Origin of the sequence: Rhizobium sp. Leaf306 (assembly GCF_001423425.1) — a bacterium.
Classification (GTDB): domain Bacteria; phylum Pseudomonadota; class Alphaproteobacteria; order Rhizobiales; family Rhizobiaceae; genus Neorhizobium; species Neorhizobium soli.
On the sequence record NZ_LMNX01000004.1, the window covers coordinates 239457 to 261139 of the forward strand.

Here is a 21683-nt window from a genome sequence, read left to right on the forward strand (position 1 = left end):
CTGAGACGTTTTCAGGCAATCCGCTTTCCGTCCCGTCCCCGGTCGGTGCGGTAGATGACGTCGATCTCATGGGATTCCATCGGCCGACCGAAGAAATAGCCCTGCAATTCATCACAGCCCGTCATCCGCAACTTCAGCGCCTGGTCCTCGCTCTCGACGCCTTCCGCCGTCACCGGCATGCCGAGCGAACGGGCAAGCGCCACGGTCGCCTGCAACGTCTGAACCGCGTGGTCACCCTCGGACATCGCATGCACCAGCGAGCGATCGATCTTCATCCGGTCGAAACCGAACTGCCGCAGATATCCGACGCTCGAAAAACCAGCGCCGAAATCGTCCAGAGCAATTTCGACACCGAGCTTTTTCAGCCTGGCAATCGCTGCGCGAGCGCGGTCTGGGTTCTGAATGAAATACCCCTCGGTCATTTCCAGCGTGATGCGCGACGGATCGGTGCCGGTCTTGCGGAACATCGAGGCCACATGCTGCGAAAACTCAGGGTCGCGGAACTGACCGGGCGAGATATTGACGGCAAGCTTGATGCCGGGCCAGTCGGCGATGCGCTCGCAGGCCCGGTGCATGACGAACAGACCCAGCTGGTCGATCAGTCCGCTTGATTCCGCAATCGGAATGAACACATCCGGCGGCACCGGTCCGTAACCCTTGCGGGTCCAGCGGGCTAACGCTTCGACGCCGATCAGCCGCCAGTTCGTTGCATCCACCACGGGCTGGTAGACGATATTGATTTCGCGCCGCTCGATGGCGATCCGCAGGTCCACTTCCAGCCGGTTGCGCTCTTCGCGCTCGGCATCCATTTCCGGCCGGTAATTCTCATAGCGACCGCGGCCGGTTTCCTTGGCACGGTACATCGCCATGTCGGCCCGACGGACAAGCTCCTCTCCCGGCACGTTGCCGCGCGGCGAGATGGCGACACCGATACTGGTTCCGATCACAGCCACCCGTTCGCCGATGACGAAGGGCTCGCCGAAGAAGCCGAGAATGCGGTCGCAGAGAATAGGTGCCACCGGAGATGCCCCCATCACCGGAAGAGCGATGGCGAATTCGTCGCCGCCAACGCGCGCCAGGATCGCCTCGCTGCCAACAAGCGTCTTCAACCCGGCCGCCACGCCGCGGATCAGCTTGTCGCCGGTCCCGTGACCATAGGCATCGTTGACTTCCTTGAAGCCATCGAGATCCAGATAGAGAAGCAAAACATGCGCGCCCTGCGCCCGGCTTTCGAGAACAAGGGCGTCGAGAGCGGTAAAGAAACCTGACCGGTTCAAAAGCCCGCTCAACCGGTCGCACATCGCCAGCCGTCTCGCATCGGCTTCGTCGCGCTTGAGCTGGTTTAGGGTGATGCTGCCACTGACCACGAGCAGCAGGAAAAACAGCCCGACCATGGCAAGCGCGCCGTAGACCAGAGGCTGCACCTGGGAGAAGCCGAGGTCGCCCGGACGCCGCGGCTGCCACGAAAGCTTGACCAAAAGCTTGCCGTGCAGGTTGCGAAGTTCGACACTGTTGCTGGTCTGATCGGTCTTGTCGATGAACCGCAAACCCTCGACAACATAGGTCCTTGCAAGTTCCGCCACCTTCTTTTCGTCCAGCTGGCGGGCAAAGACGAGAAACCGTCTCTCCGAGAGCGGCTTGTCGAGCGCGCCGGATTTTTCGCGCACCAGGGCGACGCCGACAGCCGCAACGCCGTCGCGTGTCTGAACAAAGCCCGTGGCTTCCGGCAGACCGTCGCGACCCGTGGACAGGACCCGATCGAACAAGGTCCAGAGCGACGTATCGAAATACTCGCGCGGGTTCCATTCCGCCGGACGTCCCTCCTGATAGGACATCAGCACGTTGCGCTCGGTGTCCATCACGATCGCGATATCGAACAGACCGCTGTTGGACGTCATATCGCCGTAATTGCTGACAACCCAATCCTGACCGTCCTGGGCATAGACGAACTGGGCAGCATCATCCCATGCCGAATAATCGTTGAGGGTGGCCTGAAGCTGGGTTCGGAAGGTCTGCAGCGCGCCTTCGGTGGTCTGCATCGAGCGGCTGTCGTCATACCGGTTGGCATAATCTGCAATGCGGCCGACGGCCGTCAGAATGAAGACGGTCACGAGCGTGACGACGACTGCGAACAGGACAAGTTGCATCGCCACGACAGACCGACGGCCGGCCGGAACGGAACGCCGGAAATGTGACGGCATGAACAACAATAGCCCGCCCCTTCATTAAGGGGGCCACATTGGACGGCGATCTCTTCAGATATCGTTAACTGCAATAAGAAAAGCCGGTCTCCACGGAGACCGGCCTCGATTAGATCACTTCACTCTGAGATCCTATCGTCTTTCGACGTGTTACCAGGACGGAATGACGACGCCCTTGAACGTGTCGAGCACGAACTGCTTCACCTCAGGGCTGTGATAGCTGTCGACCAGCGTCTTCACCCAGGCGGCATCCTTGTCCTTCGCGTTGATCGCGATGATGTTGATGTAAGGTGCCTTTTCGCCTTCCTTGGCGATCGTGTCCTTGGCCGGGTTGAGACCGCCCTCGACCGCGAAGTTGGTGTTGATCACGGCCGCATCGACGTCATCGAGCGAACGCGGAAGCTGAGCTGCGTCGAGCTCGGCAAATTCGATCTTCTTCGGGTTTTCGGTGACGTCGGCCGGCGTGACCTTGAGGCCCTTGTCGGCATTGAGCTTGATGAGACCCTTGTCGGCCAGGATCAGCAGCGCGCGGCCGCCATTGGTCGGGTCGTTGGGGATCGAAACCGTAGCACCTTCCTTCAGTTCGTCGAGGCTCTTCACCTTCTTGGAATAGACACCCATCGGGAAGTTGACGGTTGTGCCGACGGCGATCAGGTCGAACTTGCGGTCGGTCACCTGATTGTCGAGATACGGCTTGTGCTGGAAGGAATTGGCCTGAAGCTCGCCATCAGCCAGCGCCTGGTTCGGGACGACATAGTCGGAGAATTCGAGGATATCGATGTTGAGGCCCTTGGGGGCTGCGATTTCCTTGACCTTTTCCATGATCTGCGCGTGCGGACCGGGCGTCACGCCGATCTTGATGTCTTCGGCAAAAGCCGATGCGGCAGTCAGCGCACTGAAGGCGGCGGCGAGAATGATGTTCTTCATGTCTGTCTCCTTGGATTTAAAAGAATGAATGGCTTGTTCTTGATCAGGTCTTGCGGTTGCGCCTGTCGAAACGGCGGGCGAGACTGTCGCCGGCGCTCTGGACCAGCTGCACGAGAACGATCAGCACCACGACGACGGCAAGCATCACTTCCGGCATGAAGCGCTGGTAACCGTAGCGGATCCCGAGATCGCCGAGACCACCGCCGCCGACCGCGCCGACCATTGCCGAATAGCCGATCAGGCTGACCATTGTCATGGTAAGCGCGAGGATCAGGCCGGGCCGGGCTTCGGCGAGCAGCACCTTGAAGACGATCTGCATCGGCGACGCACCCATGGCGCGGGCCGCTTCGATCAGCCCGCTGTCGATCTCGCGGATCGCCGCCTCCACGAGGCGCGCGAAGAACGGAATGGTGGCGATCGTCAAAGGCACGATAGCCGCATTGGTGCCGATCGAGGTTCCCGTGATCAACCGGGTAAACGGTATGATCGCAACGACCAGAATAATGAACGGCGTCGAGCGCGCGGCATTGACGATGAGGCCGATGACGCGGTTGGCCGCCGGTGCCGGAAACAGCTCGCCACGGCCGCTGGTGGCAAGAAAAATGCCGATCGGCAGCCCAATGGCCGAGCCGATCAAGCCGGCGATCGCCACCATCTGCAGCGTCTGGGTCAGCGCCTTGGTGAGAAGGTTGATGAGCATCTCAAGCGACATAGCCGAGCACCTCCGTCTTCAGGCCGGTCTCGGCATAGAATTGTTGCGCCCGCGCCATCACGGCCGGGTCGGCGGAATAGGAAACGACCAGCGATCCGAAAGGCTCGCCGGCGATCTCCTCGATCGCGCCCGCCAGAATGTTGACGTCGGCGCCCAGTTCGGCAACCAGACGTCCCGTCAGCGGCTTGAAAGCCGTGTCGCCGAAGAACACCAGCCGCACCAGCGCCCGGTCCCCCGCCGATGGTTGCCGTTTGATGCCGTTGCGCAGCCATTCCGGCAGGTTGAGCGAAGAGGCAAGCAGCGTGCGCGTCGTCTCGTGCCTGGGGTCGGCGTAAACCTCGAACGTGCGCCCGGCCTCGACGATGCGACCGGCATCGATCACGGCCACATGGCTGGCGACCGTTTTCACCACTTCCATTTCGTGGGTGATCAAGAGCACGGTCAGCCCGAGTTCGGCATTGATGCGCTTCAGAAGGGCAAGGATCGACTGGGTGGTCTCCGGATCGAGCGCCGAGGTCGCTTCGTCGGAAAGCAACAGCTTCGGATCGGTCGCCAGCGCGCGGGCTATGCCGACGCGCTGCTTTTGCCCACCCGACAGCTCGGACGGATAGCGCCCGGCCTTGTCACCGAGACCGACGAGATCGAGCAGCGGCCCGACCTTGGCCTTGATCGCGGCCTTGTCCACACCGGCAATCTCGAGCGGCAGCGCCACATTGTCGAAGGCCGTTCGCGAGGACAGCAGGTTGAAATGCTGGAAAATCATGCCGACCTGGCGGCGGAGCGAACGCAGTCCGTCTTCGCTAAGCCCGCCCACTTCGACGCCATCGACCACGACCGTGCCGGACGTCGCCTTTTCAAGCCCGTTGACCAGCCGGATCAGCGTCGACTTTCCGGCCCCGGAACGGCCGATGATACCGGCGATGGAGCCGCGAGCAACTGAGAAATCGATACCGTCGAGCGCGGTGAATTCCGGCTGTCCGGACGCACCGCCGAACCGTTTCACCACCTTTTCGAACGAAACCATGGGCGCAGCATTCGCCACGTCAGGCGAAGCGGCATCGGCCACGGCAGTAACAAGTGTCATGATAAGCTCACACGTTCAGTCAGGTCATCCCGGCGACAAGGGTCGCCGTCTCAATTCATGCAGCCAGGCGGCACATTCGATGACAGGTGACTTTCCGGAGCATTCGATCGGCTTTCAATGAAGCCGGGAGGCCTCGTTATTGATGGCGCATCAATGCCCCGCCTGCGCCATATTTTACAGGGATGAGATTTCAAATTCGGCGAAAACGAGAAAAAATCTTCTACGCCGTGCAAAAATCAAGCCGGCGCGTGGTTGCCCCGAGGGAACTCGGCCGCAAGATCCCGATACCATTTGCCGCTCTGCTTGATCGTGCGAACCTGCGTCTGATAGTCGACATGGACCAGGCCGAACCGCATCTGGTAGCCCTTTGCCCATTCGAAATTGTCCATCAGGCTCCAGGCGAAGTAGCCCTTCATCGGATAACCGTCGCGGGCGAGATCAGCAACGACGCCGAGATGCTCGACATAGTAGTCGAGCCGCATCGTGTCATCGATCGTGCCGTCGGCGCCGATGTCGGTATTGTCGCAGGCGCCATTTTCGGTGACGTAGCATTCCGGCAGGTCGTAGCGACGGTAGAGATCCTCGACCAGCAATTTCATGGCGGGCGCATAGATTTCCCAGCCGATATCGGTCACCGCCGTTTCGACAAATGGCGCAGGCTTTGTCGCCGGGAATTCCGCACCCTCAGCGGTATCGGCAAGAACGCGCATCGGCGTGTAATAATTGAGGCCCCACCAGTCGAGTTTCTGACTGATGACGGCAAGATCGCCGTCTTCCACTTTCGGCATGCGATCGCCAAGCGCCGACATCAACGACGCCGGATACTCGCCCTTGAAGACAGGGCCGAAGAAGGCGCCGTTGTGAAAGTCGAAGGCACGCTCGGCAGCAGCGCTATCATCTGCGCTATCGGAACCGGCAATGACGGAATGGGCGTTGAGGACGAGACCGACAGGCACATTCGGCGTCACATGCCGGATCGCTTCGACCGCCAGTCCATGCGCAAGGTTGGTGTGGTGCATGGCGGCAAGGGCCGCCTCCATGTTGCGTTCCCCCGGCGCATGCTCGCCGTAGAGATGGCTCAGCCACACCGAGCACCAGGGTTCGTTGAATGTCGCAACCGAATCCAGCCGGTCCCCAAGACGCGCCATCACCACCTTGGCATAGCGCTGGAACGCGTAGGCGGTCGATCGCGCCGCCCATCCGCCGTCGCCCATCAGCGCCAGCGGCAGGTCCCAGTGATAGAGCGTCGCAAATGCCTTGATGCCGCGCGCCTTCAATCCGTCGATCAGCTTGTCATAGAAATCGAGCCCCTGCTCGTTGATCCGGCCGGTGCCCTCAGGAATGATCCGCGGCCACGCCAGCGAGAACCGGTAGGCGGAAACGCCCATGTCCGCGATCAGATCGAGATCCGCTTCCCAGCGATTGTAGTGATCGCAGGCGATATCGCCATTGTCGCGGTTGTGAACCCGCCCCGGCATGTTGGAAAACGCATCCCAAATGGACGGCTTCCTGCCATCCGCCTTGGTCGATCCCTCGATCTGGTAGGCGGCGGTCGCAACGCCAAACGTGAAGTCACCCGGGAAGCGGGCTGCGAGAATTTTGGGATCAGTCATGAGGATGCCGCCATATGGAGGTGCGACCGAGACAATGACCCCGGCCGTCATAGCAGCGACGTGTACCCAAATGCCCGCCCGTTGTACAGGTTTTGGAGCGCGAAAACCCGTTCAGCGCGACGAGCTCGTTCGCGATTATCGTCTTAAGTACGCTCTATACTATCTCTCATAGTGAAAACGGCACTGGATGATTTGAAGTTGCTGGGTGCTTCCTTTACCCGACACACAATACACCAGTCGATGCTCCCCAAGAATGCGCCTCGACCAAAACCCGGAGAGACTGCCCTTCAGCGGTTCCGGTTTTCCAAGCCCCTTGAAGGGCGATCTCTTCGTATCCCTGATCAGCTCGTTGATTTTCTCGACCATCGATTGATCGACGCTTTGCCAGTATTGGTACTCTTCCCAGGCGTTTCCCGTCCAGAGAAGGTTCATGTCAGAGAGTCGGGTCTTTTTCGATCAGCTCTTCTCCGCGAAGCTGCGCAATACTCTCGCGCAGCCGATCAGAATTCGCTGGGGTGGAAAGAAGATGCAGAGTTTCCAGCATGCTCTCGTATTCGCCCTCAGCGATCAGAACCAAAGCCTCTGACCCCTGACGCGTGACCAGCAAAGGAGCGCGAGAGGCGATCACGTTGTCGAAGTGGGTCGCAATGTTCTGCCTAAACTCGGTCAAACGAACGTGGGCCACCATGCTCTCCTCTCAGAATGTACATATATCTGTACAGATTGAATGGAAATGTCAATATTGGGCTCCTGACACTGGGGGTAGATCCGGCCGCGGCGAGGGTTCCAACGCCTATCCGGCTTCCGCCACCTCTTCCCCAGGCCCCTCATCCGGCTGCGTCCTGCGGACCCTTCTCCCCGCAGGCGGGGAGAAGGTCCTTTGCCGCACGCGCCTTGCCTCGATCGAGCCACGTCCCCTCTCCCCGTCTACGGGGAGAGGGTTAGGGTAAGGGGCAGACGCCGCCCACCAGTCTCGCGTTACCTCACACCTTCACCCACGCACCGTTATTCTTCGACGACTCCACGCACGCCTCGACAAAGGCGACACCCTTCACGCCGTCGTCGACGGTCGGATAGATGACCGCCTCGTCCAGTTTCGCGCCCGTCCGGTGGGCGTGAATTGCCAGTGCCGCTTCCGTGTAGATCGTTGCAAAGGCTTCGAGATAACCTTCCGGATGACCCGATGGAATGCGGGAGACACGCGCAGCAGCGGCGCCGGAACCGGCACCGTTGCGGGTGATCAGCCGCTTTTCTTGCCCGAACGGCGTGAACCACAGGTAGTTCGGATCGGCCTGCACCCATTCGATGCCGCCCTTGGTGCCGTAGACGCGGATTTTCAGGCCGTTCTCGTGGCCCGGCGCCACCTGGCTGCACCAGAGCATGCCCTTGGCCGGCTTCTCGCCGTGTCTTGCCGCGAAGCGCAGCATGACATGGGCATTGTCGTCGAGCCGGCGGCCCTCAACGAAACTGTCTAGATCCGCGGCAAGGCTATCGAGCTTCAAGCCGGTGATGAAGCAGGCAAGGTTATAGGCATGCGTGCCGATATCGCCGGTCGAGCCGCCGGCACCCGATTGGGCCGGATCGGTACGCCACACCGCCTGCTTGGCGCCGGTCTGTTCGACCGCCTCGGTCAGCCAGTCCTGCGGATATTCCGCCTGGACGATACGGATATCGCCGAGCACGCCACTCTCGACCATCTCGCGGGCCTGGCGCACCATCGGATAGCCGGTGTAGTTGTGGGTGAGGATGAACAGTGCGCCGCTCTCGTCGGCTACCTGCTTCAGCGCCTTCGCGTCGGCAAGGTTGGAGGTCAGCGGCTTGTCGCAGATGACGTGGATACCGCGCTTGAGAAAAGCTTTGGCGGCATCGAAATGAACATGGTTCGGCGTGACGATCGACACCGCCTCGATGCCGTCCTCACGCTCCGCCTCGCGGCTCGCCATCTCCTCATAGGAGCCGTAGGTTCGGTCCGTATCAAGCCCGAGTTCCCGCCCCGATGCCGCCGATTTCTCCGCCGTCGAGGAAAGCGCGCCGGCGACAAGCTCGAACCGGTCATCCAGCCGCGCCGCCATCCGGTGCACCGCGCCGATAAAGGCACCTGATCCGCCGCCGACCATGCCGAGCCGGATACGGGGTGCGCGTGTCTGTTCGTCCTTGGCTTCGATGGTCACGATGATGTCTCCTTGGAAATTCATTGCGGGGAAAGTCCCCTCTGGCCTGCAGGCCATCTCCCCCACAAGGGGGAGAGACCCCTCCGCAACGTCTCGGGTCATGACCGAAGGGTGCGGCAGGTTAAGCCCTCCCCTTGTGGGGAGGGGTTTTTATGAAAGCCCCAGCATCCGCCGGTTGGCCGCCTCGTCCGTGCCGCCGGCGGCAAAGTCGTCGAATGCATGTTCCGTCACGCGGATGATGTGGTGCTTGACGAATTCCGCGCCTTCGCGGGCTCCGTCTTCGGGATGCTTCAGGGCGCATTCCCATTCGACCACGGCCCAGCCGTCGAAATCGTTGGCCGCCATCTTGGAAAAGATCGCCCCGAAATCCACCTGACCATCGCCCGGCGAACGGAACCGTCCGGCCCGGTTCACCCAGCTCTGGAAGCCGCCATAGACGCCCTGCCGCCCGGTCGGATTGAACTCCGCGTCCTTGACGTGGAACATCTTGATCCGGTCTTTGTAGATGTCGATATTATCGAGATAATCCAGGCATTGCAGCACGTAATGCGACGGATCGTAGAGCATGTTGGCGCGCGGATGGTTCTTCACCCGCTCCAGGAACATCTCGAACGTGACGCCGTCATGCAGGTCCTCACCGGGATGGATCTCGTAACACACGTCGACGCCGTTTTCGTCCGCATGATCGAGGATCGGCGTCCAGCGGCGGGCAAGCTCGTCAAAGGCGGTCTCGACCAGACCGGCCGGGCGCTGCGGCCACGGATAGATGTAGGGCCAGGCGAGCGCGCCGGAAAAGGTGGCATGCGCCGTGATGCCGAGATGCTTCGAGGCTGTGATCGCCATCTTCACCTGCTCGACCGCCCATTCCTGACGTGCCTTCGGATTGCCGCGCACTTCCGGCGCAGCGAAGCCGTCGAAGGCGTCATCATAGGCCGGATGCACGGCGACCAGCTGCCCCTGAAGATGGGTGGACAATTCGGTCACTTCGACACCGTTCTGGCGGGCGACACCGGCGAACTCGTCGCAGTAATCCTTCGACGAGGCAGCTTGTCTGAGGTCGATCAGCTGGCCAGCCCAGGTCGGCACCTGCACACCGAGATAACCCTTGTCGGCCGCCCATTTGGTGATGCCGTCCCAGCTGTCAAACGGCGCCTTGTCTCCGGCAAACTGACCGAGAAAAATGCCCGGACCCTTGATCGTCTTCATGGTGTTTCCTTTCCGATATGCCGCCCTCGATGTCGGGCTCGGTGCGTTCCGCAAACTCTCCGGCATTCCTGTGCTTGTCACAGGAATCCAGTGACCCGATTTCCGTCGGGTCAGAGCAATTTTCTTCAGCCCAGCGACTTGGGCTGGCTTGAATCCCTGTCACGAGCACAGGGATGACGCGAGGAAAGAGGGCGTCTTGCGACAAACGCCCCCTCTCGCCTTGGTGATCTCAGAACGGCGAGTCGGCGAAGTAGAAGTTCTGCGCATTCTCCTTCGTCACCAGCGTGGCGTCGAGGATATAGTTGCCGCTGACCGGGACCTGATCGTAGAAGTTGGCCGCCGTCAGCTGCATGGCGGTTGCCACCATCGCCGGCGGATAGAGCACGTCGACCGGCATCATCTTATCGCCGTCCATGACGCGCTTGATCATGTCCTTGGAGCCGGCACCACCAACGACATACTGAATGTCGGTGCGCTTCGCCTGCTCGATCGCCTCCAGCACGCCGACGGCCATGTCGTCGTCCTGGCACCAGACCACATCGATCTTCTGATGCTTGGTCAGAAAATCCTGCATCACCTTGAAGGCGTCGTCGCGGCTCCAGTTGCCGTATTGGCGCTCCAGCACCTTCACCTTGGAACCGGCGATCCCCTTGTCGAACCCGTCTTGGCGCTGCTGGTCGATCGGGATCGGCAGGCCGCGGATCACGACGACCTGCGCTTCCGGCGTCTTCTCGGCGATGTACTTTCCAGCCACTTCGCCAAGCGCCGGGTTGTTGCCGGCCACGTAGAGATTACGGATCGTGTTGTCGTTGACCGATGGTGCACGGTCGACCAGCGCCACGAACTTGCCGTCGTCCTTCACCTGCTGGATCGCGGTGACCAGCTGATCCGGATCGCTCGGCAGGATGACGAGCGCATCGATGCCCTGCACCGCCAGATCCTGCACTGCGTTTGCCTGGCTGGCCGGATCCGCCGAGGTTTTCACGATGACATTGAGCCCCTTGTGCTCGGCCATCAGCAGTTTAGCGACGCGTTCGGCATGAAACACCACGCCGGCCGTCCAGCCGTGGTCGGCGGCCGGAATTGACACGCCGATCGTCACCTTCTTCGCATCCTGCGCAAGCGCGATGCCAGGTAGCGCCGCAACCGACGCTGCAAGTCCTGCAACGCCGAGACCGAATGTTCTTCTATGCATGTTCTCTCTCCCAGAGTTTAAGGGGTCATCCTCCCGAAACCGGACCCGCCCCAGAGGCCCGGCCAAACCATTGGTCTCAGCGACCCGAAACCCCTCCCCGCCCTGCCCACAAGGGGGCGGGCTTAACCCGGCAGCTATCGCCAACACTCGATCGAGGCAGGCGATTGCGGCAAGTCTTCTCCCCCCCTTGTTGGGGAGATGGCCGGCAGGCCGGAGGGGTCCCGTAACAACCTCTTACTTTCGCATCAGCGACCTCTGCACCAGCATGGCGATGATGATGATCGCGCCCTGGATCGCTCCGATCAGATATTCCGACACGAAGTTCGACAGGATCATGATGTTGCCGACGATTTCCAGAATGAAAGCGCCGCAGATCGTGCCCCAGATGCGACCCACCCCGCCCCGAAGTGCCGTCCCGCCAACAACGACCGCCGTGATCGCCTGCAATTCCCACAGGATGCCTGTCGTCGCAGACGTCGATCCCAGCCGCGGCACGTAGATCATGACAGCAACAGCCACGCAGAGCCCCTGCACCACATAGGCGATGGTGCGCACCTTGTTGACCGAAATGCCCGAATAGCGCGCCACTTCCTCGTTCGATCCGACGGCGATCACATGACGGCCATACCGGGTGCGGTAGAGCACGAAGGCAGCGAGCGCCGCCGTCACGAAGATCACGATGATCGGGATCGGCACGCCGAACACGTCGCCGAAATAGACCGGCCGGTAGAGCTGCTGCAACTGCCGGTCCTTGAGCGTGATCGCACCGCCCTGGGAAAGCCACGTCGTCAGGCCGCGATAGATCCCCATCGTGCCGAGCGTCGCGATAAACGGCTCGATCCGCCCGAGCGTGGTGATAAGCCCGTTCGCCAGCCCGCAGGCCGCCCCCAGAACCAGCGCCACCGCCATGCCGGCCATCAGCATCAGCATCGGATCGGCAATCACGCCTGAGTTCATGAACAGGATCATCAGGCTGGCGACAAACGCCACCATCGCCCCGACCGAGAGATCCAGTCCCCCCGCCGAGATCACATAGGTCGCCCCAAGCGCTATCACGGCGATAAAGGCGCTGCGGGTGATGACGTTGGTGAGGTTGGCCAGCGACACGAAATTCGGGTTGGCGAAATAGCCGAGCACCAGAAGCAGCGCCAGCGCAACAAACGGCGCGATGGCCGCCATGTCCCAGTCGCGCGAAGTCTTCGGCGCCTTCGTCTCGGTTACGACCGCACTCATGCCGCCTCTCCCGCGCCGACATTGACACCGGTTGCAAGCTGGACGATCTCGTTTTCCGTCATGTGGTCTCCCTGAACTTCGCCGACGATCCGGCCGCCGCGCATCACCAGAATGCGGTCGCAGATGCCGATCAGCTCCGGCATTTCGGACGAGACGACGATGATCGAACGCCCTTCCGCGGCCAGAGCGGCGATGAATTTGTAGATCTGTTCCTTGTTGCCGATATCGATGCCGCGCGTCGGCTCGTCGATGATGACAACCTGCGGATCGAGCAGCATCATCTTGGCGAGCAGCAGCTTCTGCTGGTTGCCGCCGGAAAGCTGGCCTGCGAGGATCGTCTTCGTACCGGTTCGGATGTCGAAATCCTCGATCGCCTTGTCGAGCGCCTGCGCCTCTCGCTTGCGATCGATCTGCAGGCCACGGATGAACTTGCCGAGCGAGGCAAGTGTCAGATTGACGGTGAGGTCCTTGGTGAGAAGCAGGCCCTTGCCCTTGCGGTCTTCGGAAAGATAGGCGACGCCCGCCTTGAGGCTCGAATGCACGTCGGTGAACTGAACCGGCCGGCCCCGGAGCGTCACCTTCCCCTTGGCCGGTCGAAGCCCGACAAGCCCTTCCATGAGCTCCGTGCGACCGGCGCCGATCAGTCCGGCAAAGCCGAGGATCTCGCCCTTGTGCAGCGTGAAACCGGCATCTCGGGCATAGCCCGGCACGTCGAAGCCTTCGACCTGAAGTACCGTTTCGGGCTCGATGGCCGCCTGCCGGTCCGGATAGAGCTTTGCCACGTCGCGACCCACCATCAGCCGCGCCATGTCGGCCGGTTCCAGCTCGCTTGTCGGGTGCGAAGCGACCAGCCGCCCGTCGCGCAGCACCGTCACGCGGTCGGCGATCTCCTTTACCTCCGGCAGCCGGTGCGAGATGTAGAGCACGCCGACGCCCTTGGCGCGGATATCGGTGATGACCTTCAAAAGCGCTTCGGTTTCGTGCGGCGTCAGCGAAGCCGTCGGTTCGTCGAAGATGACGATGCGATGCGGCACCAGCAGGACCCGCGCGATCTGCACCAGCTGGCGCTGCGCGATCGAAAGCCGCGACACGATGGTCTCGGGATCGATATCGGCGCCCAGATCGCGGATCGCCTCTGCGGCGCCCGTGTTCATCGCCCGGTCGTCCAGCGCGATGCCCTTACGAACCTCGCGTCCAAGATAGATGTTCTGCGCCACCGTCAGATCCGGTGCGAGAAGGATTTCCTGATGCACCAGCACGATGCCATGCTTTTCCGCATCGACCGGCCCCGAAAAGCTGACGACCTGTCCGTCGATCGCAAGTTCGCCGCTTGTCGGCTGATGGTTGCCGGCAAGGATCTTCATCAAGGTGGATTTGCCGGCGCCGTTCTCGCCGATGATCGCGTGGACCTCTCCGGCGCGAACGGTGAGCGCGATATCCTTGAGGACTTCGACAATGCCGAACGTCTTTGAAAGGCCGCGCGCATCGAGCAGAGGCGCAGCCGTATGCCCGGACGCATCAACCATGCACCGGCCTCAAAATCAGAAGCGTCGTGAAGCAGCCGCAACGCGGCACGCCCACAACACCTGCCTCCTCGCAAGTGATGTGATGCACTGAAATTCCTCCCTGAATTTCAGGCTATCGAAGAATTTGAGGTACGTAAAGCAGTTTCAGCTCATGAGCTTCGTTCACATTCGCGACACCACCGGAAGTGGCGTTAGCGGCCGCGATAGACGAATTCAGGGGGCTCGGCGCGGCTGTCGATCTCTGCCTGCTCGACCAGAAGATGGCGCATCGGCGACAGGATGCAGACCGGGTCGGTGGTCGCGGCGTCGCCGGCCAACGCCATCGCCTGGCAACGGCAACCGCCAAAATCCACGCCCTTGCGATCGCAGGACCGGCAAAGATCCGGCATCCAGCTGTCGCCCCTATAGGCGTTGAACGCCTGGCTGTCATACCAGATGTCGGTCAGCGACATGTCGCGCACGGTCTCGAAGTTGAGCGACGGAATGCTTTCGGCCGCATGGCAGGGCAGAACCTTGCCCGATGGCGTAACATTCAGGCCCGTGCGTCCCCAGCCGCCCATGCAGGCCTTCGGAAAGGTCGAGTGGTGATCGGCCGGCACGTAATCGATGACGATGATGCCTTCCAGCCGTTTGCGCGCTTCCTCAACAAAGGCGTTGGCGTGCAGCACCTGTTCCTTGGTCGGCATCAGCGCTTTGCGGTTCTTCTCGGCCCAGCCGTGAAACTGCACGGTGGCGATCTCGATGCGGCGCGCACCGAGTTCGACGGCAAGATCCAGCATGGCGCCCAGCTCGTCCATGTTCTGCTTGTGGCAGACGGCGTTGACGGTGAGCGGAATGCCGGCCGCATGTGTCCACTCGGCCACCGCGATCTTGCGATCGTAACCGCCTTTGTAACCACCCACCTTGTCCGCCAGAACAGGCGTCGCGCCCTGGATCGAAAGCTGCAGATGGTCGAGGCCTGCTGCGGATAGCTCGGCGATGCGTCTCTCGTTGAGGCCGATGCCCGACGTGATCAGATTGGTATAAAGCCCGGCCTTGGCGGCAGCCGCCGTCAGCTCCACCAGATCGCGCCGCGACGCCGGTTCGCCGCCCGAGAGATGCAGGTGCAGCACGCCAAGTGCTGCTGCTTCCTGAAACACCCGGATCCATTCCTGCGTGGAAAGCTCGGTGCTGATGCCTTCCAGCTCCAGCGGATTGGAGCAATAGGGGCAGGCCAGCGGACAGCGATGCGTCAGCTCCGCAAGCATAGCGATCGGTGCCGGGATGCGGATACGACCCGTCACGCCGTCCCGGTCGGTCCATTCGCTCGTTCTGTCGGTAGTCTTGGCACTTGTCCGCGCAATGCTGACATGCTCATTCACGATTTCAACTCCAGCATGCGCCGCTTGGAAAACTCGTCGACGAAGGCAATCACGTCGACCAGGATCTGCTCCTTGGGCGCTTCGAATTTTACGGAGAATTCCTGCGCGATCGCGTCCAGATCACGCACACCGTCGAGCGCGTTGACGATCATCACGGCGATCTCATCGAGCGCCAGCGCCCGTTCCGGCGCAAGCAGCACCGTCTGGCCGCGCACCGGGTCCTCCCGAAGCCGCACGCCGCGGGCAAGTTTGGCGACCGTCTGCGCGGTCACGGTGACTGCGGAAGGTTCGCTCATTCCGCCGCTCCCCGCGCAGGTTCTCTCAGAGCCGGCTGATCGAGAGCGCCAATCACGCCCTCCTTGCCGTCCCATCCACCCGGCGGCAGAAGTGCCGGCGATACATAAGCGCTCTGCAACGCATCAAGCTGCGCCCACAAAACGTCCGTCTTGAAGGTCAGCGCAGCCGCGGCCGCATCCTGCTTTTCCAACGTGTCCGCATGGTCGAGAACGTAGTTGAGCCCGAAGGCGACATCGACCGGCGCCTCATCGAGCCGCTTGCGGAAATAAGAGAGCGCGTCTTCATTGGCGAAAGCGTAGTGCTCGAGCAGTCCTGCAATGCGGTTCTTGTGAATGGTGGGCGCGAAAAGCTCGGTCAGCGACGCGGCAACCGCATCGAGCATCGGCATGTCACGCACGAAACGCACATAGGCATCGCAGGCAAACCGCGTGCCCGGCAGAACGCCCCGGGTTGATTCTACGTAATCCGGATCAAGCCCGACCGCCTCGGCAAGCTTCAGCCAGCGCCGGATACCGCCGCCCTCTTCCCGCCCGCCGTCATGGTCCTCGATACGCTTGCGCCACGCGCGCCGGATCGAGATATCCTCGCAGCGCGACATAAAGGCGGCATCCTTCAGCGGAATACGGCTCTGATAATAGAACCGGTTGATCACCCAGGCGCGCACCTGCGTCATCGAGCATCCGCCACCATGCAGCATGCCGTGAAACGGATGCTTGTCGTGATAGCGCGCAGCACCGATGGCGCGCAGCCGGGCTTCAAAATCGGTTCTGTTCAGGGCAACATTCAGGGCGTCAGGCAAGTTCGATCTCCATGCCGTCATGGCCGACTTCGAAGCCGGCGTCTGTGACCGCGTCCCGCTCCGGGCCTTGGCGCCAGATCGGGTTCGTATTGTTGATATGGACATAGACCATGCGGCCTATGCCAAGCTTCGACAGGGCTTCCAGGCTACCCCCACCTCCGGCGTCGTCGCCAGTGATCGGCATATGCCCCATGCGCTGGCCGGTCTTGATGCCGGTACCGACGCGGATCATCTCATCATCGGTAAACACGGTGCCATCGAAGAACACGAGGTCGGCGCCGCTTATGCGCTCGCAAAGCCAGTCCGGAAGCGTCGCACAGCCCGGAATATAGTAGGCGCGCTTGCCGTTTGCCACGAACTCGACGCCGATTGTCTGCTCGCCTTCGAGACCAAGCTCAGGTTCGCCATCCTCGAGAAACAAGGCGACCTTTCCGGGCACTGCAAAGATGCGCGCCTCAAGCCCATCGAGCGGTGAAAAATCCTCGTCGAGACGGATCGTCTTGCGCGCCACGAAATCAGGATCCAGGACTCGGAAGACCGGGCTCGCATCGAGAACGGAGCCGATCGCGGCCGTCGAAAACAGTGAAAACGCCTGCTTCTCGCGGATCGTCAGGAGACCGCCGATATGATCCACATCGGCATTGGTGATGACGACGCTTTGGATCGGGCTGTGGCGGAGGGCTTTCGGATGAAGATGCGGCGTCTGCTGGATTTGCTGGCGAATATCCGGCGAGGCGTTGAAGATCGCCCAGGTCTCTCCGTCAATACTTACGGCGAGAGACGACTGCGTCTGCGGCAGGATCCCCGAAGACGGATCGCGGGCGGCGGCGCAGTTGGAACAATTGCAGTTCCACTGCGGTAATCCGCCGCCGGCTGCAGAGCCGAGCACCAGAAACCGGAGACCGGTCATGGGTCCCGTGCTCGTCATGATTAAAACAGAACCGGCTCGCTGCCGTCTGCAGGTGCGTAACGGTTGATTTCCATGCCGCAGCTTACTTCGACAAACTTAGGTGCAGTCCACTTCATGTCATTCTCCTTCGTGTCGTTGGAGGCCTTTGCCGACCGCTTTCGCGACCGAGGCCTCGGCAGAACTCACGTTTGAAAGGGTCGCAGGATGATCCCGTTCGCCAAGCCTTAACATAAGCACGGGATCAAACGTTTCCAGCCCCGAAATGTTGCGCTGAAGGTCAGCATTTCGGGGCCGTTCACAGCTTTGTCACAGCACGATGGGGTAGCGTTGATCAGACGTAGCGGTTTATCACGTTTTCGAGATATTCCTGGCGTCCGGACTTCGGCTCGGGATTGATCCCTTCCTTCTCGACGCGGGCGGCTATTTCGTCGAGCTTGTACTCGCCGCGCAGCATCTTTTGCGCCTCCGGGCTGTCCCACTTTTCGTAGCGCGCATCGAGCGGCGTCTTCAGTGCACCGTCATCGATCATCTTCGCCGCTGCCTTCAGGCCACGGGCGCAGCAATCCATGCCGCCGATATGACCGATCAGCAGATCTGCCGGATCGAGCGACTGGCGACGCAGCTTGGAATCGAAGTTGGTGCCGCCGTTCTTGAACCCGCCGCCGGCGAGAACATGATAGTAGGCCAGCGCCATTTCCGGCACGTTGTTCGGGAACTGGTCCGTATCCCAGCCCGACTGGTAGTCGTTGCGGTTCATGTCGATCGAGCCGAAAATGCCGAACGTGTTCGCCATGGCGATCTCGTGCTCGAAGGAATGGCCGGCAAGAACCGCGTGGCCCTGCTCGATATTGACCTTCACTTCCTTGTCCAGCCCGTGCTTCTGCAGGAAGGCATACACGGTGGAAACGTCGTAGTCGTACTGATGCTTGGTCGGCTCCTGCGGCTTCGGCTCGATCAGGATCGTGCCTTCAAAGCCGATCTTGTACTTGTATTCGACGACGAGGTTGAGGAAGCGGCCCATCTGGTCGAGTTCGCGGGTGAAATCGGTATTGAGGATCGTCTCATAACCCTCGCGACCGCCCCACAGGACATAGTTAGCACCGCCGAGACGCTTGGTGGCGTCCAGGCAGGTTTTGACGGTCGCCGCCGAAAAGGCAAACACATCAGGATCGGGATTGGTGGCAGCGCCGGACATATAGCGGCGATGCGAAAACAGGTTCGCCGTGCCCCACAGAAGCTTCACGCCGGTGTCGGCCTGCTTCTTTTCGAAGTAGTCGACGATCTCGTTGAGGTTCTTCGTGTTTTCCGCAAAGTTTGCGCCTTCCGGGCGCACGTCCGCATCGTGGAAGCAGTAATAGGGCGAACCGAGCAGATCGAAGAATTCGAACGCCACGTCGGCCTTCAGCTTGGCCGCCTGCATGCTGTCGTCGAACCACGGACGCTCGAATGTCTGGCCGCCGAAGGGATCGCCGCCCGGCCATGTGAACGTGTGCCAATAGGCAACGGCAAACCGCAGATGCTCTTCCATCCGCTTGCCGCCGACCATTTCATCCGGATTGTAGTGCCGGAATGCCAGCGGATTGGTGCTGTCAGGACCTTCGTACTTGATCTTGGTGATATCGCCGAAAAAGCCTGTGCTCATGGTGGTTTCCTCCTTGGTAGAAACTTGGTTCTGGTAAGTGCGTCAAGGTGAGGTACGTACCTCACTGTAGCCGGTAAAGCGTGGTTCGAATTGCCCGACTTGGGGGAGGAGATGTCTCCTCCCCTTTGCCGGTTAGTTCAGCAAGCCGCGAATTGCTGGATAGGCAGCCCGGTAGCGCTGGTATGCCGCCTCATAGGCGTCGTGAAGGCCAGCTTCCGGTTCGATCACCGCTTCCGTTTTCGGAGCGGAGCAGACCGCAACCGGATCGGCACCGGTCGCCGCGATCAGCCCGAGCCGGGCCGCGCCGAAGGCCGCACCGAAATCGCCGTCGGCCGGAATATCCACGGGAACGCCGAGCGAAGTGGCAATCGACGACAGCCAGTAACGCGAGCGCGAACCGCCGCCGATTGCGGTGACGCGGGAGATCGAGGTTCCCGCCGATTTCAGCGCTTCGAGATTGTCGCGGATCGCAAAGGTCACGCCTTCCAGCACCGCCTGGGTCAGCACCGCACGGCTGCTCTCATGTTCGAGCCCGAGAAAGGCACCGCGAATGACGGCATCGTTATGCGGCGTGCGCTCGCCGGAAAGGTAGGGCAAGAAGGTGACGCCGGTCGGGGCCTTTAGGCCTTCCCCGAGTTCGGCAACCAGATCGGCAGCAGGCTTGCCGGACACTTTCGAATGCCAGTTGAGCGCATCCGTGGCCGACAGGATGACGCCCATCTGGTGCCAGGTCTTCGGCAGCGCGTGGCAGAACGCATGTACGGCACTTTCCGGCTTCGGCAGATAGGAGGCGTTGGCGGCAAACAGCACGCCGGATGTTCCGAGCGAGACGAATGCATTCCCCTCGGCGACCGTCCCCATGCCGCAGGCAGACGCCGCATTGTCGCCGGCCCCACCGGCCACCACGACATCGCCGGCAATTCCCCATTTCGACTTCAGCTCGCCCCGCAGGCGCCCGGCTTCCTCAGTGCCCTCGACCAGCGACGGCATCTGATCCTCGGTAAGATCGGTCGCTGCCAAGAGTTCCGATGACCACTTGCGCGCGCCCGTATCGAGCCAGGACGTGCCGGCCGAATCGGACATTTCCGAAATGTGCTCACCCGTCAGCCATAGCCGCAGGTAATCCTTGGGCAGCAGAACCTTGGCGACCTTCGCAAAGATCTCCGGCTCGTTGTTCTTCACCCAGGCAAGCTTCGGCGCGGTAAACCCCGGAAACACGATATTGCCGGTGATGGCCCGGAAACGCGGATCCGCATCGAGCGCCGCTGCCTCCTTAAAGGAGCGGGTGTCGTTCCAGAGAATGCAGGGCCGCAGCACCTTGTCGTCGGCATCAAGCAGCGTCGCGCCATGCATCTGGCCGGAAAGGCCGATGCCCTTGACTGCGGCAAGCTCCCTAGGAAACTTCGCCTTCAGCCCGTCGATCGCCTCTTCGCAGGCGCGGATCCAGTGAGCCGGCTCCTGTTCCGACCAACCGGAATGCGGGCGCGATACGTCGAGCGTCCCGTTCCCCGAGCCGATGATCGTCTGATCGCCGTCGATCAGCATCGCCTTGACGCCGGAAGTGCCCAGATCGAGACCGAGATACATGCTTGCCTTCTCCTGTTGCTGCCGCGTTTCGGCAGATCTTTGTTTCGTCACACGTCGTGTTCGGTCCGCTTGAAATGGTCCGGAGCACGATTGCCCGTCAGGGCAGGTTATCCTTCAAGAATATGTCGATACGAATGCGCTCCTGTGCGGCGATCACGGGAAGCCCGTCCGCCTTCGCCTTCAGCACCCTTATGGCGCTGCGCACTTCATGGCCGGCATCCTGGTTCAGCACCGCATCGACGACACCGTCGGCCAGCGCTGCCCGCGTCGATCGCGTCAGCTCATGCGCGATGATCACAGGTCTGCGTGCTTCCGGCAGGCTGCGCACAGCCTTGAGGATCCCGCGATTGCCAGCGCCGAGGCTGTAGAGCCCGATCACATCCGGATAGCGGCGAAACAGGCCCGTCACCAATTCCTCGGCAATAGCAGGATCGTCGCGCGCTTCGATCACCGGCAGGATGGCAAGCCGCGGAAAATCCTCCGATAGCACGGACAGAAACCCTTCCAGCCGCTCGCGGTGATCGCGCACCAGCATCGATCCGGCAACCATCGCCACCCGCCCGTCGCGACCGCTGAGAAACCTTCCGAGGAGATTGGCAGCGGTGCGCCCGGCCGCGTGGTTGTCGATCCCGGCGAAATGGTGCCGCTGCGAGCCCGGCAGGTCCGACACCAGCGTCACGACGGCAATGCCCGCCTCCCGCAGCCTTGCGACCGCTGCCTGCACGTCGCTGCTTTCGACCGCCACGAACGCGACACCGTCAGGCCTCTCGGCAAGCACGCCTTCCAGCATGGTCGACAAGGCCTGCCCGTCGAAAGGCGGCACGTCGACGACGCGGATACGAGTTCGTTCGGCGCCGGAGCGACCAACCGCCTGCTCCACCTCTTCGCGCAAGCCGATCATGAACGAGTTGTCGTTCTCAGGCAGAACGAAGGTGAAGGCGTAAGTCCGTCCCTTGGCAAGGTTCGCCGCCGCCACGTCCCGCACGTAGCCGAGGACGGCGATCGCCTCCTCGACCTTCTCCTGGGTGATGCGCCGCACGCCCGGCCGACCGTTCAGCACACGGTCGACGGTCGCCAGGCTGACGCCGGCGCTACGCGCGATATCGTGTACGGTTGGCTTCATGCGGTCCTCCGCCGATCTTCGTAACGGAGAATTTGAGGTACGTAAATCAAATTTATTCGAACAACGCGCTGGATGAATCGCAAAGGGGCCGCCGCG

20 protein-coding genes are annotated in these 21683 nt (G+C 61.5%); all 20 read right to left on the reverse strand.

What is annotated here, in order from left to right; genetic code table 11:
• Positions 1–11: 11 nt before the first annotated feature.
• Complete coding sequence (locus ASG19_RS19280) at positions 12–2201, reverse strand: EAL domain-containing protein (protein ID WP_062461163.1); 2190 nt, start codon at positions 2199–2201, stop codon at positions 12–14.
• Between the two features lie 150 nt (positions 2202–2351).
• The gene (locus ASG19_RS19285) at positions 2352–3128 is read right to left on the reverse strand and encodes a MetQ/NlpA family ABC transporter substrate-binding protein (RefSeq protein ID WP_062461166.1); all 777 of its coding nucleotides are present in this window, start codon (positions 3126–3128) and stop codon (positions 2352–2354) included.
• Between the two features lie 43 nt (positions 3129–3171).
• Entirely contained in the window at positions 3172–3840 is a 669-nt protein-coding gene (locus tag ASG19_RS19290) for a methionine ABC transporter permease (RefSeq protein WP_062461169.1), read from the reverse strand.
• Positions 3830–4864 (reverse strand): ATP-binding cassette domain-containing protein, encoded by a 1035-nt coding sequence (locus ASG19_RS19295; protein ID WP_062461915.1) that lies wholly within the window; start codon positions 4862–4864, stop codon positions 3830–3832. Before ASG19_RS19295 ends, ASG19_RS19290 begins: the two co-directional genes overlap by 11 nt.
• A 296-nt stretch (positions 4865–5160) precedes the next feature.
• Complete coding sequence (locus tag ASG19_RS19300) at positions 5161–6537, reverse strand: GH1 family beta-glucosidase (protein WP_062461918.1); 1377 nt, start codon at positions 6535–6537, stop codon at positions 5161–5163.
• 159 nt (positions 6538–6696) lie between these two features.
• Positions 6697–6969 (reverse strand): Txe/YoeB family addiction module toxin, encoded by a 273-nt coding sequence (locus tag ASG19_RS19305; RefSeq protein ID WP_062461172.1) that lies wholly within the window; start codon positions 6967–6969, stop codon positions 6697–6699.
• A gap of 1 nt (position 6970) precedes the next feature.
• Entirely contained in the window at positions 6971–7222 is a 252-nt protein-coding gene (locus ASG19_RS19310; RefSeq protein WP_062461921.1) for a type II toxin-antitoxin system Phd/YefM family antitoxin, read from the reverse strand.
• A 298-nt stretch (positions 7223–7520) separates the two neighbouring features.
• Entirely contained in the window at positions 7521–8708 is a 1188-nt protein-coding gene (locus ASG19_RS19315; protein WP_062461924.1) for a Gfo/Idh/MocA family oxidoreductase, read from the reverse strand.
• A 150-nt stretch (positions 8709–8858) separates the two neighbouring features.
• Positions 8859–9914, reverse strand: coding sequence for a sugar phosphate isomerase/epimerase (locus ASG19_RS19320; protein ID WP_062461174.1), 1056 nt, complete (start codon positions 9912–9914; stop codon positions 8859–8861).
• A 229-nt stretch (positions 9915–10143) separates the two neighbouring features.
• Complete coding sequence (locus ASG19_RS19325) at positions 10144–11109, reverse strand: substrate-binding domain-containing protein (RefSeq protein WP_062461177.1); 966 nt, start codon at positions 11107–11109, stop codon at positions 10144–10146.
• A gap of 234 nt (positions 11110–11343) precedes the next feature.
• Entirely contained in the window at positions 11344–12342 is a 999-nt protein-coding gene (locus ASG19_RS19330) for an ABC transporter permease (protein ID WP_062461179.1), read from the reverse strand.
• Complete coding sequence (locus ASG19_RS19335) at positions 12339–13868, reverse strand: sugar ABC transporter ATP-binding protein (protein WP_062461182.1); 1530 nt, start codon at positions 13866–13868, stop codon at positions 12339–12341. Before ASG19_RS19335 ends, ASG19_RS19330 begins: the two co-directional genes overlap by 4 nt.
• Before the next feature lie 191 nt (positions 13869–14059).
• Positions 14060–15151 (reverse strand): pyrroloquinoline quinone biosynthesis protein PqqE, encoded by a 1092-nt coding sequence (pqqE, locus tag ASG19_RS19340; RefSeq protein ID WP_062461928.1) that lies wholly within the window; start codon positions 15149–15151, stop codon positions 14060–14062.
• Between the two features lie 74 nt (positions 15152–15225).
• A complete protein-coding gene (gene pqqD, locus ASG19_RS19345) occupies positions 15226–15525 on the reverse strand; it encodes a pyrroloquinoline quinone biosynthesis peptide chaperone PqqD (RefSeq protein ID WP_062461184.1) in 300 nt (99 codons plus the stop codon).
• Entirely contained in the window at positions 15522–16313 is a 792-nt protein-coding gene (gene pqqC / locus ASG19_RS19350) for a pyrroloquinoline-quinone synthase PqqC (RefSeq protein WP_156466576.1), read from the reverse strand. Before pqqC ends, pqqD begins: the two co-directional genes overlap by 4 nt.
• Before the next feature lie 4 nt (positions 16314–16317).
• A complete protein-coding gene (gene pqqB, locus ASG19_RS19355) occupies positions 16318–17235 on the reverse strand; it encodes a pyrroloquinoline quinone biosynthesis protein PqqB (RefSeq protein WP_244476231.1) in 918 nt (305 codons plus the stop codon).
• 20 nt (positions 17236–17255) lie between these two features.
• Positions 17256–17351, reverse strand: coding sequence for a pyrroloquinoline quinone precursor peptide PqqA (gene pqqA, locus ASG19_RS19360; RefSeq protein ID WP_062461193.1), 96 nt, complete (start codon positions 17349–17351; stop codon positions 17256–17258).
• A 215-nt stretch (positions 17352–17566) separates the two neighbouring features.
• Entirely contained in the window at positions 17567–18877 is a 1311-nt protein-coding gene (gene xylA / locus ASG19_RS19365; protein ID WP_062461195.1) for a xylose isomerase, read from the reverse strand.
• Between the two features lie 132 nt (positions 18878–19009).
• A complete protein-coding gene (gene xylB / locus ASG19_RS19370) occupies positions 19010–20464 on the reverse strand; it encodes a xylulokinase (protein ID WP_062461198.1) in 1455 nt (484 codons plus the stop codon).
• 97 nt (positions 20465–20561) lie between these two features.
• Positions 20562–21587: a LacI family DNA-binding transcriptional regulator gene (locus ASG19_RS19375; protein WP_062461201.1), complete on the reverse strand. Its 1026-nt coding sequence runs from the start codon at positions 21585–21587 to the stop codon at positions 20562–20564.
• Between the last annotated feature and the right edge of the window lie 96 nt (positions 21588–21683).